At 50.0% G+C, this 15,642-nt stretch carries 14 protein-coding genes; 13 read left to right on the plus strand and 1 reads right to left on the minus strand.

Annotated features, from left to right (window positions below; translation table 11 throughout):
• Positions 1-130 precede the first annotated feature (130 nt).
• Positions 131-1,351 (plus strand): SUMF1/EgtB/PvdO family nonheme iron enzyme, encoded by a 1,221-nt coding sequence (locus tag IPL17_RS09605; RefSeq protein WP_345306867.1) that lies wholly within the window; start codon positions 131-133, stop codon positions 1,349-1,351.
• An 85-nt stretch (positions 1,352-1,436) separates the two neighbouring features.
• On the opposite strand, the gene IPL17_RS09610 is transcribed toward IPL17_RS09605, so the two are convergent.
• Positions 1,437-3,293: a class I tRNA ligase family protein gene (locus IPL17_RS09610; protein ID WP_345306868.1), complete on the minus strand. Its 1,857-nt coding sequence runs from the start codon at positions 3,291-3,293 to the stop codon at positions 1,437-1,439.
• Between the two features lie 457 nt (positions 3,294-3,750).
• Here IPL17_RS09610 and IPL17_RS09615 point away from each other — a divergent pair, with 457 nt between their 5' ends.
• The 12 genes from IPL17_RS09615 (at position 3,751) to IPL17_RS09670 (ending at position 15,631) form a co-directional block, all read left to right on the plus strand.
• Positions 3,751-4,248, plus strand: a complete 498-nt coding sequence (locus IPL17_RS09615; protein WP_345306869.1) for a hydrogenase subunit MbhD domain-containing protein — start codon at positions 3,751-3,753, stop codon at positions 4,246-4,248.
• Positions 4,245-4,556 (plus strand): NADH-quinone oxidoreductase subunit K, encoded by a 312-nt coding sequence (locus IPL17_RS09620; protein ID WP_345306870.1) that lies wholly within the window; start codon positions 4,245-4,247, stop codon positions 4,554-4,556. The genes IPL17_RS09615 and IPL17_RS09620 overlap by 4 nt, the downstream gene beginning before the upstream one ends.
• A gap of 1 nt (position 4,557) precedes the next feature.
• Positions 4,558-6,309 carry an NADH-quinone oxidoreductase subunit L gene (locus IPL17_RS09625; RefSeq protein WP_345306871.1) on the plus strand — a complete coding sequence of 584 codons (1,752 nt, stop codon included), beginning with the start codon at positions 4,558-4,560 and terminating at the stop codon, positions 6,307-6,309.
• Positions 6,310-7,830 carry a proton-conducting transporter membrane subunit gene (locus tag IPL17_RS09630; protein ID WP_345306872.1) on the plus strand — a complete coding sequence of 507 codons (1,521 nt, stop codon included), beginning with the start codon at positions 6,310-6,312 and terminating at the stop codon, positions 7,828-7,830.
• 4 nt (positions 7,831-7,834) lie between these two features.
• On the plus strand, positions 7,835-8,149 hold the full coding sequence (locus IPL17_RS09635) for a hypothetical protein (protein ID WP_345306873.1): 315 nt from the start codon (positions 7,835-7,837) through the stop codon (positions 8,147-8,149).
• 13 nt (positions 8,150-8,162) lie between these two features.
• Positions 8,163-10,337: an NADH-quinone oxidoreductase subunit NuoB gene (nuoB, locus tag IPL17_RS09640; RefSeq protein ID WP_345306874.1), complete on the plus strand. Its 2,175-nt coding sequence runs from the start codon at positions 8,163-8,165 to the stop codon at positions 10,335-10,337.
• Positions 10,334-11,257: a complex I subunit 1 family protein gene (locus IPL17_RS09645; protein WP_345306875.1), complete on the plus strand. Its 924-nt coding sequence runs from the start codon at positions 10,334-10,336 to the stop codon at positions 11,255-11,257. The genes nuoB and IPL17_RS09645 overlap by 4 nt, the downstream gene beginning before the upstream one ends.
• The gene (locus IPL17_RS09650; RefSeq protein WP_345306876.1) at positions 11,254-11,676 is read left to right on the plus strand and encodes a 4Fe-4S binding protein; all 423 of its coding nucleotides are present in this window, start codon (positions 11,254-11,256) and stop codon (positions 11,674-11,676) included. Before IPL17_RS09645 ends, IPL17_RS09650 begins: the two co-directional genes overlap by 4 nt.
• Entirely contained in the window at positions 11,603-12,154 is a 552-nt protein-coding gene (gene hycI, locus IPL17_RS09655) for a hydrogenase maturation peptidase HycI (RefSeq protein WP_345306877.1), read from the plus strand. The genes IPL17_RS09650 and hycI overlap by 74 nt, the downstream gene beginning before the upstream one ends.
• Positions 12,155-12,329: 175 nt before the next feature.
• On the plus strand, positions 12,330-13,268 hold the full coding sequence (locus tag IPL17_RS09660) for a LysR family transcriptional regulator (protein ID WP_345306878.1): 939 nt from the start codon (positions 12,330-12,332) through the stop codon (positions 13,266-13,268).
• Positions 13,269-13,569: 301 nt separating this feature from the next.
• Complete coding sequence (locus IPL17_RS09665) at positions 13,570-14,346, plus strand: nitroreductase family protein (protein ID WP_345306879.1); 777 nt, start codon at positions 13,570-13,572, stop codon at positions 14,344-14,346.
• A gap of 79 nt (positions 14,347-14,425) precedes the next feature.
• The gene (locus IPL17_RS09670) at positions 14,426-15,631 is read left to right on the plus strand and encodes an L-serine ammonia-lyase (RefSeq protein WP_345306880.1); all 1,206 of its coding nucleotides are present in this window, start codon (positions 14,426-14,428) and stop codon (positions 15,629-15,631) included.
• Positions 15,632-15,642 lie beyond the last annotated feature (11 nt).

Genomic DNA, 15,642 nt, shown 5'->3' on the forward strand with positions numbered 1-15,642 from the left:
GCAGAAATTTCCGGTCTGCAGGGAGTTTTCGTTTTGACCAATTGCAGTTGTGTCAAAAACTACTTTGAAGATGTAAAAAGAATTCTGCCGTATATTCTGTGAATATCATCCCACGTTCGGGGAAACCCACATGACCGAAACCCGCAAACTCCGCGTCTTCCTTTGCCATTCTTCGCAGGACAAGCCCATTGTCCGCGAACTCTACCAGCGACTCAACGCCGAAGGCTGGATTGATCCGTGGTTAGATGAAGAAAAGCTTCTCCCAGGTCAGAATTGGGATATGGAAATTGAGAAAGCGGTGGAAACCGCCGATGCGGTGATTCTATGTCTTTCCAATAAGTCAGTAACAAAAGAGGGATATGTTCAACGTGAATTAAAATTTGTTTTGGATATTGCGCTGGAAAAACCGGAAGAAGCAATTTTTATTATTCCATTGCGTTTGGAGGATTGTAATCCGCCGAGAAGGTTGCGTTTATGGCAATATGCCGATTATTTTCCTGCCAGTGGTAGGGAGGTCGCTTATAAACGATTGTTAGCCAGCTTGAAACTGAGGCAAGACAGTCTTGATATTCAAATTTACGGAAATATATTAAATAAAAATGCATCTGTGGGCGAGTTACCTGATAATAAATTGGGGGTAAAGACAATTTATTTTGGCAAAATGGAATACGTACAAGTACCTGCGGGTAAATTTTTAATGGGAAGTGATGATATTGAAATTGCAAGCCCTCAGTTTGAAATGGATATTCCATATGATTTTTGGATTGGTAAAACCTTGGTAACAAACGAACAATATGAAAGCTTTGCAATTGATGATGGATTCTCTTTTCGAACGAAAAATGGCATGGAATCATTGCCAGTTGTTGACGTGCGTTGGCAGGATGCCCAGGATTTTGTTCGTTGGTTGAATAAAATCTACCAAGCGGATTTGCCTTTAGGTTATGTTTTTGACCTGCCATTAGAATCGGAATGGGAGAAAGCATCTCGTGGAACTGATGGCCGGATTTATCCATGGGGCGATGAATTCGATCGTGAAAAATGTAATGTTCATGAAAGCGGTAAAGGTAATATAACCCCGGTAGGAATGTATGCTCCTTATGGGGATAGTCCTTATGGTGCATCTGATATGGCTGGTGATGTTTGGGAGTGGACTCGGTCTGTGTATAGAATATATCCATATGCAGAATCTAATGGGCAAACCAAACATAATGTAACGGATTTATTAGTGTTAAAAGGAGGATCATTTTTTAATCTTGCAAAGAATGCGCGTTGTGCTTTTCGAAATAGGGCACGGGCGGAGAATAGTAGTGATAATTTGGGTTTTCGCTTGGTAATTTCGCCCAAGAAATAAAGAAAACTTAATAAAAACCCTATACTGCTCTTTGCGGGACGATTAAGAAAAAAATCGGATGTCATAACGACATCCGATTTTTAATTTACTTTCCCAACCTTTCCCGCTCTACATCGATCACTTCAATCTCCAACTTCTTAAACAGCGGACCCGGTTGATTCAACTTCTTCCCAGGCTGTAGCTCGCTGGGTTTCCATTGCAAGCCTTCAATGGGCTTATATCTCAGCACCGTATGCTCGCCGAGCGAGTCCTTGACCGTCTCGGTGTATTGCTCGCCGAAGAGCGGAGTCTCGTAATTGAAGAAGCCATGCAATTTTTCGCAGGTGAAGGGCAGGAACGGCGCGAACATCACCTTGAGCGAGTCTATGGCTTTGAGCGCGGTGTAAACCGTTTTCGATGCAGCTTCCTTGTCCACCTTGATGGCGGACCACGGCGCGTTGACATCGAGATATTGATTGACCACGGTGGCGAGCTTCATTGTCTCGCCCAATGCAGAGCGCAGGCGCACGGCATCGAGTTCCGCGCCTACAGTGTTGAATCCATTTTCAATGGTGGCGAGCAGTTCAAGGTCCGCGGGACGCAATGCAGGGGCGGATCGCGATCCGCCCGTACTTAATTCCACATCAGGCACCTGCCCATCCCAATTCTTATAACAAAATGCCAGCACGCGATTCGCGAGGTTGCCCCAGGTCGCCACCAGCTCGTTGTTGTTGCGCGCCACGAACTCGGCCCAATCCCAATCGCTGTCCTTGCTTTCGGGCATGTTGACGGTCAGGTAATAACGCAGCGCATCAGGGTCGAAGCGGGTCAGCGCGTCGCGTCCCCAAACCGCCCAATTGCGCGAGCCGCTGATCTTCTTGCCTTCGAGATTCATGAATTGATTGGCGGGCACGTCATACGGCAGGATCAACTTGACTCCCTCTCCAGATGGCGCTTTTCCATCTGGGGAGGGCTGGGGTGGGGCAAAAATTTCCATAAACGCGCTGCCCACGCCCATTAACTCGGCGGGCCAGAGCGATGTGTGGAAGAAGATGTTGTCTTTGCCAATGAAGTGATATTGCTTCGCTTTCGGATTCGTCCACCAATCGCGCCACGCTTCGCCATTACCCGATACCTGACTCCACTCAATGGGGGCGGAGAGATATCCGATGACCGCTTCGAACCACACGTAAAGTTTTTTTGTTTCCCAGCTTGGGTCATCCACTGGGACGGGGATGCCCCAATCGAGGTCACGGGTGATGGCGCGCGGCTTGAGACCTTCGGCTTCGATCTTCCTCAGCGATTCGCCCAGGACGGTATCGCGCATATATTCGGCGCGGTCTTTGAGATATTTGATAACATCGGGTTCAAGCTTCGAGAGATCAATGAAGAAATGTTCAGTGTCGCGCAATTCTGGCGAGGATGTATCGCCTTCGACCTTTGATTTCGGGTTAACCAATTTGGTTGGATCAAGCACATTTCCGCAGGCGTCGCATTGATCAGAGCGCGCGCCGTCAGTGCCGCAGATGTAGCAAGTCCCTTCGATGTAACGGTCAGGCAGGAAGCGGTTCAATCCGGGCGAGAACCATTGCGGCTCGGTCTTCTTGAACAGGAATCCGTTTTTTTGCAAGGCTAAAAAGATGCTTTGCGAAACCTTGAAATGATTTTCGCTGTGCGTGGTGGTGTACAGATCATACGAAATGCCGATCTGCTTGAACAGTTCAATGAAACCTTCGTGATAGAACTTGTACACTTCTTCAACGGGCTTGCCAAGTTTATCCGCGCTCATGGTGACAGGTGTGCCGTGTGAGTCCGTGCCGGTGATCATCAGCACCTTGTCACCCTTGAGGCGATGGTAGCGTGCGGAAATGTCCCCGGGCAGGTGAGAACCCGTCAGGTTTCCAACATGGATCTCGGCATTGGCATAAGGCCAGGCAACTGCAATTAGTATATTTTCATTCATGGGTAACTCCGTAATGGATCATGGGGAACTTAATGGCTCATGGATCGTGGCTGGAAAATATTGGCTGGGAATGGGTTATTGATGACTCCATTAACCATCACCCATTTTCCAATATCCGCTTTTACAAACAAAAAGGCTGTCCGCGAAATGGACAGCCCGTTTTCGTTCACGTGTGTAAACCTAACGTGCTTTCCAATTGGCGCAGCAGAACATTTCCATTCGCATTATGCTGTGCATCGGGCGCATGGCCATGGTCATTAACACCATTGGGTAAGCAGGTCTCGTATTCATGGCGTGTAGTTTACTATGGCGTGCTCTGTGTTGCAAGTCCACTTTTCATTGGGCTTCATTAGAATATTGATGGGTGTCTGTAAATGGTTGTTTGTGGTATATTTCACAATACGAGGCGGGCAGGGGATTGATAAACGCCCAAGGCGAATGTACGTTGGAGTTGAACATGATCGAATATATTGAGTATTTTCTTCTTCTGACGGGGGCTATTTTCTGCGCGTATCGTGCAACTGTATCAAAACGAATCCTATCGTCAACTTTATATCTGGCGTGTATTAGCGCATTGACTTCGGTGGTCATTTTCATGCTGGGCGCAACTCAAGTGGCAGTGATGGAACTCTCGGTGGGTGCGGGACTGGTCACGGTGCTGATGGTCTACGCATTAAGCGTGGTGGGCGAAGACGCGCTTGACCCGACATCTGTAATCCCAAAGCCGCTGGCTATTGGACTTGTTGCCACGGTGACGATCTTGCTGGCATGGATGGTATACCCCGCAATTCAGTTCGCTGGCTTGATGGGGTCAGTTGACCTCGCCAGTGTCCTATGGCGCCAGCGCGTCCTGGATGTCTGGATACAGGTCGTTTTGATCTTCTCTGGTGTGATGGGCGTTTTAGGCTTGTTATCAGAGCGAACGCCTGGTCATAGCGAAGAGGTACATCAATGAATTTTTCCCCTCTCAATATTATTCTGATTGGTATCGCTGGCTTGCTTGGTGTTGGTTTTTATGGACTGCTCATCACACGCAACTTGATCAAAGTCGTGATGATGCTGCAAATTCTTATAAAAGCTGTTGTGCTGGCATTGATCTTTGCAGGAAAAGTCAGCGGCAACTTAGGTTTGGGACAATCCACTGCTGCGACAGTTATCGTAGCCGACACGATCGTGGCTGTTGTCGGGCTCGCACTTGCTGTGCAGGTGCGCCGTCGCTTTGGCACATTGGATGTGCCGAAGATTTCCACTCTAAAAGGTTGATATGGCTGGCATATTAATTCTTCTTATCATCGGCATTCCCTGGCTGGGCGCACTTGTTGTTTGGGCGATTGGCGATTGGCGTGCAAAAGCACAACATACACTGGCTGTGATATTCAGTCTGCTGTCTGGGATTGCTTCGCTGATTCTTTTGGCTTATGTAGATTCGCGTTCCGCAATTAATCTGACGCTTGCTCCTGCTTTCGGTAACCTGACCTTCGTCCCTGACGGACTCGCCGTGACATTGACTGTCATTGCTACCGTCATCGGTTCACTGGCAGTTCTGTTCTCAGTCGATTACATGCGAGGTGAAGCACAACTCGGACGTTATTACTTCATGGTCTTGTTCTTCATCGGCGCAATGGCTGGACTGGTCTTAAGCGGAAACTTGTTATTCACATTTTTCTTCTGGGAGATCACCGCGCTCTGTTCATATGGATTGATCTCTTTCTACAATGACGATCCAAAAGCAGTAGCAGGCGGCATCAAAGCGCTCATCATTACCCAAGTTGGTGGAGTTGGTTTATTAGCAGGCACGTTGATCGCTTATGCAAACCTTGGAAGTTTTCAAATTGCAGATGTACTTGCAAATGCCAATTCAATTCCAGCAATCGCCTTATCGTTCATGGCTTTTAGTTTCCTAATCGCCGCCGCTGCAAAGTCAGCGCAATTTCCATTTCACACCTGGCTGCCAGATGCAATGGAAGCGCCGACGCCGATCAGCGCGCTGATCCATGCCGCGACGATGGTCAATGCGGGCATTTATTTACTGGCGCGTTTTTATCCTGCGTTTGAGTCTGTTCCTGGATGGAAAACTGCGGTCATTATGGTTGGCGTCACTTCGGCGCTGATCACTGCCTTCATGGCCTTGACCGCCACTGATCTCAAACGCGCGCTGGCATATTCAACGGTCAGTCAACTGGGTTATATGGTTTATGCAATTGGCGCGGGCGGTGTGCTTGCAAGTCAATTCCATTTGTTGAGTCATGCTGTTTTCAAGGCTCTGCTCTTTCTTACAGCAGGTTCCATCATTCATGCAGTTGGCACTCGTGACATGCGCCGCATGGGTGGACTCACTGCAAAGATGTCATTCGCTCGAAATGTCTTTATCATCGGTGCGCTCGCGTTGATGGGACTTCCGATCTTCAACGGCTTCTGGAGCAAGGAACTTATTCTCGAAGTCGGCCTCGAACACTCGCCGCTCTGGGCGTACATCCTCATGCTGATCGGCGCAGGCCTGACCGCCTTCTACACCTTCCGCATGACATGGATGGTCTTCTTCGGCACACCGCGCGAAGAACTGCATGTCCACGAAACTGGCATGGCGATGAAAATTTCACTTGCCCTGTTATCCATCGGCACATGTACCACATGGTTATTTTTTGGCGGATTAAACAAGCTGTTATCTGAGTCCATGCCCTTTCATGGGATCGAAGAGGAATCCACACTGGAGATGGTCAAAGCGATCAGCTTCGCACCCGCCACCTGGGTCGCTTTACTGGTCATTGCTCTTGGTTTGACATTATTCTTCACTTTGGGACGAAAGGCTGCGCTGACAGAAAGTCCGCGCTGGCTCAATACATTGACCGAATCCTCTTTCGGTTTTGAATCAGTGAATCATTTTGTTGTGAGTACAGTCAGCAAATTTGCTGAAGGTCTGCGTATCACACAAACAGGTCAATTGAACTGGAATATTCTCGGCATTATCGGCGCATTATTTATTGTGCTGGCAGTGCTGTTATGGGGCGGTGCATAAATGACACTCTTGACTTTCATTGGCATGATCTTAATTCCGCTGGTCGCTTCGCCGATTGTTTATCTGTCAGGCCGCCTCGGCACACATGAGACAACCTTGCATCGCCGCTCCTACCTTGTGCGCGGACTGGCTCTGCTCGCCATCCTGCTCGCGTGGATTCCCTTTGTGCTTTCAATGCAAACTTTCCTCACAGGCGGCATACAGGAATTCAATATTGAAGCCATCTGGCTGCGCGTGGACGGGATCAGTCTGCTGGCGGCCGCCATGATCCTCACGCTTGGCACTTTAGTCATTTTGTTCTCTGGCCCATACATGGCTGGCGAAGTGGGCGAAGAAAAATATTACGCCATGCTGTTGGCGATGATCGGGTTGATGATCGGTCTCGCCTGCTCAGGTGACCTGTTCAATTTGTGGATCTGGTTCGAAGGCATGGCGATCTCGTCATATCTATTGGTTGCCTTTTATCGTGAACAAGCCGCTTCACTGGAAGCAGGCATGAAATATCTCGTGCAAAGCGCGATTGGTTCCGTGATGGTATTAATGGGTATCGCTCTGGTTCTCGCCAATGCCGGGACGTTGGATCTGAGCGGGATTCGAGAAGCATTCAGCGGGTCAGATGTGAACCGTTTGACTTTGTTGGGAGCGGGTGCATTATTCATCATCGGCTTTGGAGTCAAAGTTGCGATTGTCCCATTGCATACATGGCTGCCCGACGCGCATTCGCAAGCCCCAAGCGGAATAAGCGCCATGCTTTCTGGCGTGGTCATTGAAGTCGGTTTGATCGCAATGCTGCGTGCCCTTTCGGTGCTGCCAGGTTTCTCACTCTCGTGGGGAATTTTGTTCATGGCGTTTGGCGCGCTAAATATGCTGTACGGAAATTTGCTGGCGCTGCGGCAGACTGTGGTCAAGCGCATGCTGGCGTATTCGAGTCTGAGTCACATTGGCTATATCCTTTTGGGACTTGGCATCGCGCTTTATTCCGGAATGGATCTTGGCGCACAAGGCGCGTTCTTCCATCTCTTTAACCATATGCTGATGAAGGGACTCGCGTTCCTGTCTGTTGGCGCGTTGATCTATGGCCTGTTCCTGCAAAATGATTCGCATGCCTCGTTGATGGTTACCGACCTTGCTGGAACCGCGCAAAAATATCCGATGGTTGCGCTTGCCTTGAGCCTTGCCGTGCTGGGACTCGGCGGCTTGCCGCCATTGGCTGGCTTCATGTCCAAGTGGCAGATTTTTGTGGCTGGCTTTCAAACACAGAACACTTGGATCATTGCGTTGATGATCTTCATGGCGCTCAACAGCGTGCTCTCGCTGGCATATTATGCGCCGCTGGTGAATATGATGTATCGCAAATCGCCATCCGCTCAAGTGTTGGCAGGCAAACGTTTATCGCTGGCGATTGCATTACCGCTGGTGATCATGATGTTGGCAGTGATTATCCTGGGCTTTGCACCTCAGCTAATGGACTGGGTAACCATTCCCGCCGCACAAACTTTGATCACCATGTTTGGAAAATAAACCTATGACAAACTTACTCCTTACACCATTAATTGCCTTCCTTATCTACGGTCTCGCCGTTTCAGCCGCATCTGGTCTCGGACGGTTATTCGCAGCCAAAGGACACAATTCTCAATTCAAATCAGAACCCTACGCCAGCGGAGAAGATTATGACCCGATTCCCGCTGCGCCGGGCTATCGTCAGTTTTTTGTGATTGCATTATTTTTTGCGGTATTACATCTCGGTGTGATCATGGTCGGCAGCAGCGATCTTTCCTCGGTCACCGTAATTTATTTGCTCGGGTTGATATTGGCATTGATCGCTTTGATCCTCGGATAGAAATGGTGAAACCATGAATAATAATTCTCAACTTTGGACAAAGGTTATTAATCAAGTACGCGACTGGGCGCGGCAAAATTCCATTTGGGCGGTGCATTTTAACAGCGGTTCCTGCAATGGCTGTGATATTGAAATACTCGCCACCCTGACGCCGCGCTACGATGTGGAACGCTTCGGCATCAAACTTCAGGGCAGTCCCCGTCATGCGGATGTGCTGATCGTGACTGGACCAGTTACCCGCCAGGCCCGCGAGCGTTTGATCCGCACCTACGAGCAAATGCCCGAGCCGAAATTCGTCATCTCGGTTGGTTCGTGCAGTATTTCAGGCGGTGTCTTCGAAGGCTGTTACAACTGCGTCGGCTCGGTTGATGATGTCATTCCAGTCGATGTGTACATCCCCGGTTGCCCGCCGCGTCCCGAAGCCATCATCGACGGCATCGTTCAATTGCTGACCGAGCTAAAGGGCGGCAAAGCCCGCAAACAGCAGAAGACAAATGATCGCCGAGGAGATGCCCGCATGAACATCGAACAACTTTTAGCACAAGCCGAGCAGCTTCTCGCCCCATGGAACAAGGAAACGATTCATCCTGAATCAAATCGTCTGGATATTGTCATTACTGGCGATGATTTGCGCGCCGCGGTGACTGCATTACATGAAGCAAACTGGGGATATTTATCCGCGATCACCGGTCTGGACCTTGGGCCTGTTTCTGCTCAAATGGAAGCGCTCTATCACTTTTGCAGCGGCCCCGCCATCACGTCCCTGCGCATTCGTTTGCCGCACGATAACGCCAGCCTGCCAAGCATCGCGGATATTCTTCCGCCTGCCTCATTTTTTGAACGCGAGATGCAGGAAATGTTAGGCTTCCACTTTAGTGGATTAAATATCAGCGAACGCCTCTTTTTGCCCGATGACTGGCCTGAGAATGTGTATCCAATGCGGGCGGATTTCTCGCCCGATCAAGCCGCGCCGGTAGCTGGCCGCCATGCTGACGAATTACCCGAGCAGGGAGTTGTTGGCGGCAATACTTTCGTTATCCCAATCGGCCCGCAGCACCCCGCGCTCAAAGAACCCGGCCATTTTGAATTCACCGTGGACGGAGAAATTGTCACCGCCGCGCGCATGCGACTCGGCTATGCTCATCGCGGCATTGAGAAAGCCGCCGAGAGCCGCAACTGGATCCAGAACTTATATCTCTTCGAACGCGTATGCGGAATATGTTCACATACTCACGCCATGGCATACAGCCTCGGGGTGGAAAAACTCGCACAGGTCGAAGCGCCGCCGCGCGCGCAAGCCATCCGCGAATTGGTGGCGGGGCTTGAACGGGTTCACAGTCATTTACTTTGGCTGGGAGTTGCCGCCCACGAAGCTGGCTTTGATACTTTGTTCATGTATTCATGGCGTGACCGCGAAACCGTGATGAATCTGCTTGAGCAGATCACAGGCAACCGAGTCAATTATTCTGCGAATCTACTTGGAGGGGTCAAATGTGATATCGGCCCTGAGCAGGCAAAAGCCGTCAAGGAAGGATTAACTTATCTCGAAACACGCATCCGCCATTATCTTGAAGTCGTGACCACGGATGTAATGTTCCTTAACCGCACACGCAACATCGGCACGATCTCATTCGATGAAGCCGTAAAATTTGGATTGCTTGGCCCAACTGCGCGCGCTTCAGGCTTGGTACGGGATGTGCGTGTTGAAGCTCCTTACGGCGCCTACACTCATTTTCCCGTCAGCGCGGTGACAGAAACCAACGGCGACCTTGAAGCCCGCTGTGAAGTTCGTTTGAAGGAGTTACTGGTTTCGTGTTTCGCCATGCGCACCATCGTGGATAATCTCCCCGAAGGTCCGTTGACAGTCCGCATGCCGCGCAAAATTCCTGCGGGAGAAACGATTTCCCGCATCGAGGCGCCGCGTGGAGAATTATTTTATTTCATAAAAAGTAACGGTGGGGAAACCCCCGCGCGGATTCATATCCGCACGCCCAGCCTTTGCAATTGGGTCTCTGTGCTTGAGAAGGCAGTCGGCCGTCAGCTTGCAGATGTGCCGATGTTGATCGCTGGTATGGATCCGTGTTTCTCATGCAATGACCGAGTTGTCACGGTAACGCGCCCTGGCAGCAATGAGAACTGGTCGTGGAAGCAGCTGCGCGAATATGGAATTGAGTATTACAAGCGATGAACACATTTACATCACTCTTTACACTGTTGATATTTCCCGCCGGGCTGACACTCATATTGATTGGCATGTTCTACGAATGGATCGACCGCAAACTGGTGGCCCGCTTTCAGAATCGCGTTGGTCCGCGCTGGTTCCAGCCCTTTGCAGATGCGCTCAAACTTTTTGCCAAGGAACAGATCAAGCCTGCGATCATAAATCCATATCTGTTTTTTGGATTGCCAGTTGCCGCACTCGCAGGCGCACTGACCGCCGCTCTGTATGTTCCGTTGATGGGATTAAACCCCGCTTCCAACTTCCCCGGTGATTTGATCGTGACCATCTACCTGCTCAGCCTGCCTACGATGTGTGTCGGCCTAGCTGGCTGGAACACCAGTGGACGTTTCTCATTGATCGGCGCCACCCGCACGTTGACCCAATTATTTGCATACGAAGCGCCGTTCCTGCTGGCAATGCTCGGACCTGCTCTGGTCGCGGGGAGTTGGCAGATCAACACCATCAACGGCTACACTCAAAACCATTGGCTGATCTTAACTCAACCCGTTGGATTCATTGTTGCGCTGATCGGCTTGATGGGGAAGCTCGAACTACCGCCTTTTGACGCTCCTGAAGCGGAAACTGAGATCGTCGCCGGTGCGCTCACCGAATACAGCGGACGCGGCCTGGCCATGTTCAAAATCAGCAGGTCTGTGGAATTGATCATCGGGTTGTCACTGGTTTCCTCCTTTTATCTCGGCGGATTGAACGGCATTCCATCATTTTTATTCAAGTCACTTGCCTTGCTTTTGGTTATGTCTGTGTTTCAGGTTTTACTGACCCGCCTGCGCATTGACCAGACCGTCGGGCTTTGGTGGCGCTTCGGTGCGATCTTGGTTCTGGCACAGCTATTGGTCATGATCTTATGGAAAGGATTGGCGCTATGAAAATTGGAACCATGCTCAAGGATATTGTTGAGTCATTTTTTAAGAAGAACGCCACTCAACTATATCCGATCGAAAGAACCCCCACTCCTGAAAGATTCCGCGGCAACCTGCAATACAATCCAACCGCATGTACTGGCTGCTGTCTGTGCGTCAAAGACTGCCCATCCAAAGCCATTGAACTCGTCACGCTTGACCGTGCTGCCAAGCGCTTCGTATTGAAGTATCACATGGACCGCTGTGTCTATTGCGGGCAATGCGCCATCAATTGCAGGTTCAAATGCATGGGCATGTCCAATACAGACTGGGAACACGCATCCCTCAATAAAGAGGAGTTTACAATTTATTATGGAAAAGATGAAGATGTCGAACAACTCCTGGCAAACCTCGCTAAGCCAGCTGCTGAATCAACTGTCAAGTAAATCTGGCGAACCCCCGCGCGTTGCGATTGTCGGAATCGGGAATCCGCTCCGCAATGACGATGCCGCTGGAATGCTCGTGGCACGTGAGATACAACATCGCGAACAGGCGGCAGATGCCAGCCATTTGCTTGTCATTCAAGCGGGTCACGCCCCCGAAAATGTGACCGGTGAATTACGCAGCTTTGCGCCCGAATTGATTCTATTAATAGATGCGGCTGACATGCGCGATGTGCCCGGTACGATCTGCTGGGTTCCGATCCAATCCATCGAAGGCATGAGCGCGTCCACCCACAGTCTGCCCCTTTCCATGCTCGCGCGCTACCTGACCCTTGAACTGAATTGCATGGTGGCTTTGATCGGCATACAGCCCAAGTCCAATGATTTCGGTGAAACTGTCAGCGTGGAAGTGTCGCAAGCCGTTCATGAGATCGTGGATGAAATATGCGAGACATGCTTTGTGCATAGGGTAGTTTGTTGAGGATAATTTCTTTACCCACCAACGAAAAATTGTTTCAGAAGTGAATCCAGCCTAATCCTATAATGTCCATACGAGGACAGCCATAATGCCGATCTGTGCTTCTGCTTATCATGGGGAGAAATGGAAATTTTTGGTGGCTATTTCGGCATATAGTTTCATCGCAGCAGAGAAAATTATGATTGATATCCAAAAAGTTGAAACTTTTATTTACGCAGCGGAAAGCTCAAGCCTGTCTGAAGCCGCAAAACAACTGCACCTCAGCCAGCCGGGGGTAAGTCGTCAGATCAAACTGCTTGAGCAGGGACTGGGGGTTCAACTTTTTAATCGCAATCACAGCGGTCTTCATCTGACCGAAGCCGGACAGATCTTGTTACCCTGGGCGCGCCATCTTCTACACGACATGGATGAATTAAAGGAAATGATGGCGTCATTGCAGGAGTCGGCTGCTGGAGAATTGCGTATTGTGTGCAGTACCACTATCGGTAAATATATCCTGCCTCAATTGGCGATCCGTTTTCGTCTTTTGTATCCAAAGATCAAGATCCATATTCTGGTTTGCAGACCTGAAGCTGCTGCCCTGAATCTACTCGCTGGAGATGCCCAGCTTGGAGTTGTGAGCACGGAGGCGATTGATCTGGGATTGGAGTCGCAGGAATTTTTTCGCGATCCGATCGGATTGATAGTACCTGTGGATCACCCCTGGTCGAAAAGGTCATTGATCGAACCGTCCGAGATTGTACAGGAACCTTTATATATCCGCGAGGATACGTCAGGGACACGCTGGGCGATGTTGACGGAACTATCAAAATTTGACATCAGCCTTGAGGACCTAAATATTTTTATGGAGATAGGCAGTACCGAAGGAATCATGGAGGCTGTCTCAAGCGGGTATGGGGTTTCATTTGTTTCCGGTCTGGCAAGTAAATTCTTTCGAGCCTCCCATAGGATTATGGGAGTGGAGGTGGATGGACTGCACATGCAGCGAGCTACATATATGGTGCGCAAACGGATCAGTCCTCCGCATCGTCCAAGAGATGTATTCTGGGGTTTCATCCATGCTCCAGAAAATGCAGATCTACTCAACCAATCTGTCAAGTTTATGGATCACGCCTGAGGAATTAAACAGAAAAGACGTACCTCTGGGATAGCTTCGCACCCGATTGACCTTGAAAAAAAACAGATGTTTTCCAAAGACAAACCTGGAAGTTGCCAGATGCCGATTTTGGGTGGGGGAATTTTGATTTATTCCACGAAAAGTATCAGCGAACATGGAAACTAATGAGCTCACCCGCCTTAGGTTGGCAAAAATGCAGCCTGACGCCAGTCTGGTAAGGATGGTTAAAGTGATTGTTGATACGAAGTATAATTTTTTAGTAATCTGATCATCACAAGTTCAATAAAAATGGGAGTGGAGAATGAATCAAACCATAGACATATTACGAAGGCGCAAGTCGGTGCGGGAATATGAGAATCGGGAGGTCAGTGCTGAAGTTAGGGCTGAAATACTCAATGCCACATTACGTGCCCCCACGGCGGGGAATTTGACTTTGTATTCGATACTGGATGTTACCGACCAGTCCTTGAAAGATAAGTTGGTAACGACATGTGACAGCCAGCCTTTCATAGCAACTGCTCCAATGGTATGGATATTCCTTGCTGATTACCAGCGTTGGTACGATTACTTTCATGTTTCCGGAGTGGAAGAGCTTTGCGCTCAAAAGGGAACACCCATGCTGAAGCCGGAAGAGGGCGATTTATTTCTCGCCTGTTGTGATGCGTTGATCGCTGCGCAAACCGCAGTGGTCGCGGCGGAAGCGCTTGGTCTTGGTTCGTGTTACATCGGCGACATCATCGAAAATTATGAGACGCACCGCGAGATATTTAATTTGCCGCCCTATACGTTCCCAATTGGCATGGTGGTCTTTGGTTATCCCACACAGACCCAAAAAGAACGGATCCAAACCCCGCGTTTTGATCAAAAATTCATAGTTTTTGAAAATCAATACCGCTCTCTTGATAAGGATGAATTCAACGAGATGTTCTTTGAAAGACAGAAACTCATATCGAAGAATAAGATCGCAGAAGGCATTGATACTTTTGGTAAAGCCACATATCTGAGAAAATTCAGTGCGGAGTATTCGGCCGAGATGCGTCGGTCAGTACGGGAAATGTTAAAAGTGTGGAAAAAATAGAAGGAGTGTTTTTTTAATTCGCTTAAATTAATATTTATCCCCATGATGTTGGCGTAGAATATTAAAGCAGGAGCCATAAATGGAATCCATTCAAGAACTTTATAGGATCGGTGCGGGGCCGTCGAGCAGCCATACCATGGGACCGAGGCGCGCGGCGGAGATTTTTTGCGAGCGTTATCCGTCGGCGGCAGGGTATCGCGTAAAACTTTATGGAAGTCTGGCAGCCACAGGGCGCGGACATCTAACCGATGCGGCGCTTAAAAGCGTTTTTGTGCCGGGCGCGTTGGAAGTGATTTGGAGGGAGAAGGAACTTCCATTTCATCCGAATGGGATGCGTTTTACGGCGGTGGACGCAAATGGTAAGGCGCTTGGACGTTGGGAGGTGTATAGCGTGGGTGGCGGCGCGTTGCGTGACGAGGGCAGCCTGCCGGTGCCGCAGCAGGTGTATGACCTGAATAACATGTACCAGATTCTCGATCATTGCAAACTGACAGGGCAGGCGTTGTGGGAATATGTGTCAGCGCACGAGGGCGAGCAAATTTGGGGGCACTTGCGCAAGGTTTGGGATGTGATGCAGGCAGCCATTGAACGCGGCTTGCATGCAGAAGGGGTGCTGCCCGGCGGATTGGGATTGGCGCGCAAATCGTGGTCGTTCTACCGCAAGACCATGCTTTCGGGGCCTGTCCTTCAGCGCGCTGGGTTGGTTTCTGCCTATGCATTGGCGGTTTCAGAAGAGAACGCCTGTGGCGGCGAGATCGTGACCGCTCCGACTTGCGGCTCGTGCGGAATCGTTCCTGCGGTGCTGCGTTATTTACAGGAAGTGTTGAAGTGTTCGGATGATTCGATCCTGCGGGCACTTGCGACTGCGGGATTGATCGGTAATCTGGCAAAACATAACGCTTCAATTTCGGGTGCCGAGGTTGGCTGCCAGGGAGAAGTGGGAGTTGCCTGCGCGATGGCTGCAGGTGCGGCCGCTCAACTGCTGGGTGGTACGGCACGTCAGATCGAATACGCCGCCGAGATGGGATTGGAACACAACCTCGGCCTGACCTGTGACCCCGTGGCGGGATTGGTGCAAATTCCATGCATCGAACGCAATGCTTTCGCCGCCGCGCAAGCTCTCGCGAGTGCCGATTTCGCGCTTTTCACTGATGGTGGACATCGCATCTCGTACGATGAAGTGGTGTCCGTCATGCGCGAGACGGGTCATGCCCTGCCCTCGCTCTATCGTGAGACATCTACAGGTGGGCTTGCCACAGCCTATCGCCGCAGAAAGAGAATGTAAATAATGGATTG

Source organism: Candidatus Villigracilis saccharophilus (assembly GCF_016711665.1).

Coding starts and splice junctions, on each gene's coding strand:
- IPL17_RS09620 (WP_345306870.1), top strand. CDS start 4,245: ATGAATTTTTCCCCTCTCAATATTATTCTGATTGGTATCGCTGGCTTG.
- hycI (WP_345306877.1), top strand. CDS start 11,603: ATGGAAAAGATGAAGATGTCGAACAACTCCTGGCAAACCTCGCTAAGC.
- IPL17_RS09635 (WP_345306873.1), top strand. CDS start 7,835: ATGACAAACTTACTCCTTACACCATTAATTGCCTTCCTTATCTACGGT.
- nuoB (WP_345306874.1), top strand. CDS start 8,163: ATGAATAATAATTCTCAACTTTGGACAAAGGTTATTAATCAAGTACGC.
- IPL17_RS09650 (WP_345306876.1), top strand. CDS start 11,254: ATGAAAATTGGAACCATGCTCAAGGATATTGTTGAGTCATTTTTTAAG.
- IPL17_RS09625 (WP_345306871.1), top strand. CDS start 4,558: ATGGCTGGCATATTAATTCTTCTTATCATCGGCATTCCCTGGCTGGGC.
- IPL17_RS09660 (WP_345306878.1), top strand. CDS start 12,330: ATGATTGATATCCAAAAAGTTGAAACTTTTATTTACGCAGCGGAAAGC.
- IPL17_RS09665 (WP_345306879.1), top strand. CDS start 13,570: ATGAATCAAACCATAGACATATTACGAAGGCGCAAGTCGGTGCGGGAA.
- IPL17_RS09645 (WP_345306875.1), top strand. CDS start 10,334: ATGAACACATTTACATCACTCTTTACACTGTTGATATTTCCCGCCGGG.
- IPL17_RS09670 (WP_345306880.1), top strand. CDS start 14,426: ATGGAATCCATTCAAGAACTTTATAGGATCGGTGCGGGGCCGTCGAGC.
- IPL17_RS09630 (WP_345306872.1), top strand. CDS start 6,310: ATGACACTCTTGACTTTCATTGGCATGATCTTAATTCCGCTGGTCGCT.
- IPL17_RS09605 (WP_345306867.1), top strand. CDS start 131: ATGACCGAAACCCGCAAACTCCGCGTCTTCCTTTGCCATTCTTCGCAG.
- IPL17_RS09615 (WP_345306869.1), top strand. CDS start 3,751: ATGATCGAATATATTGAGTATTTTCTTCTTCTGACGGGGGCTATTTTC.
- IPL17_RS09610 (WP_345306868.1), bottom strand. CDS start 3,293: ATGAATGAAAATATACTAATTGCAGTTGCCTGGCCTTATGCCAATGCC.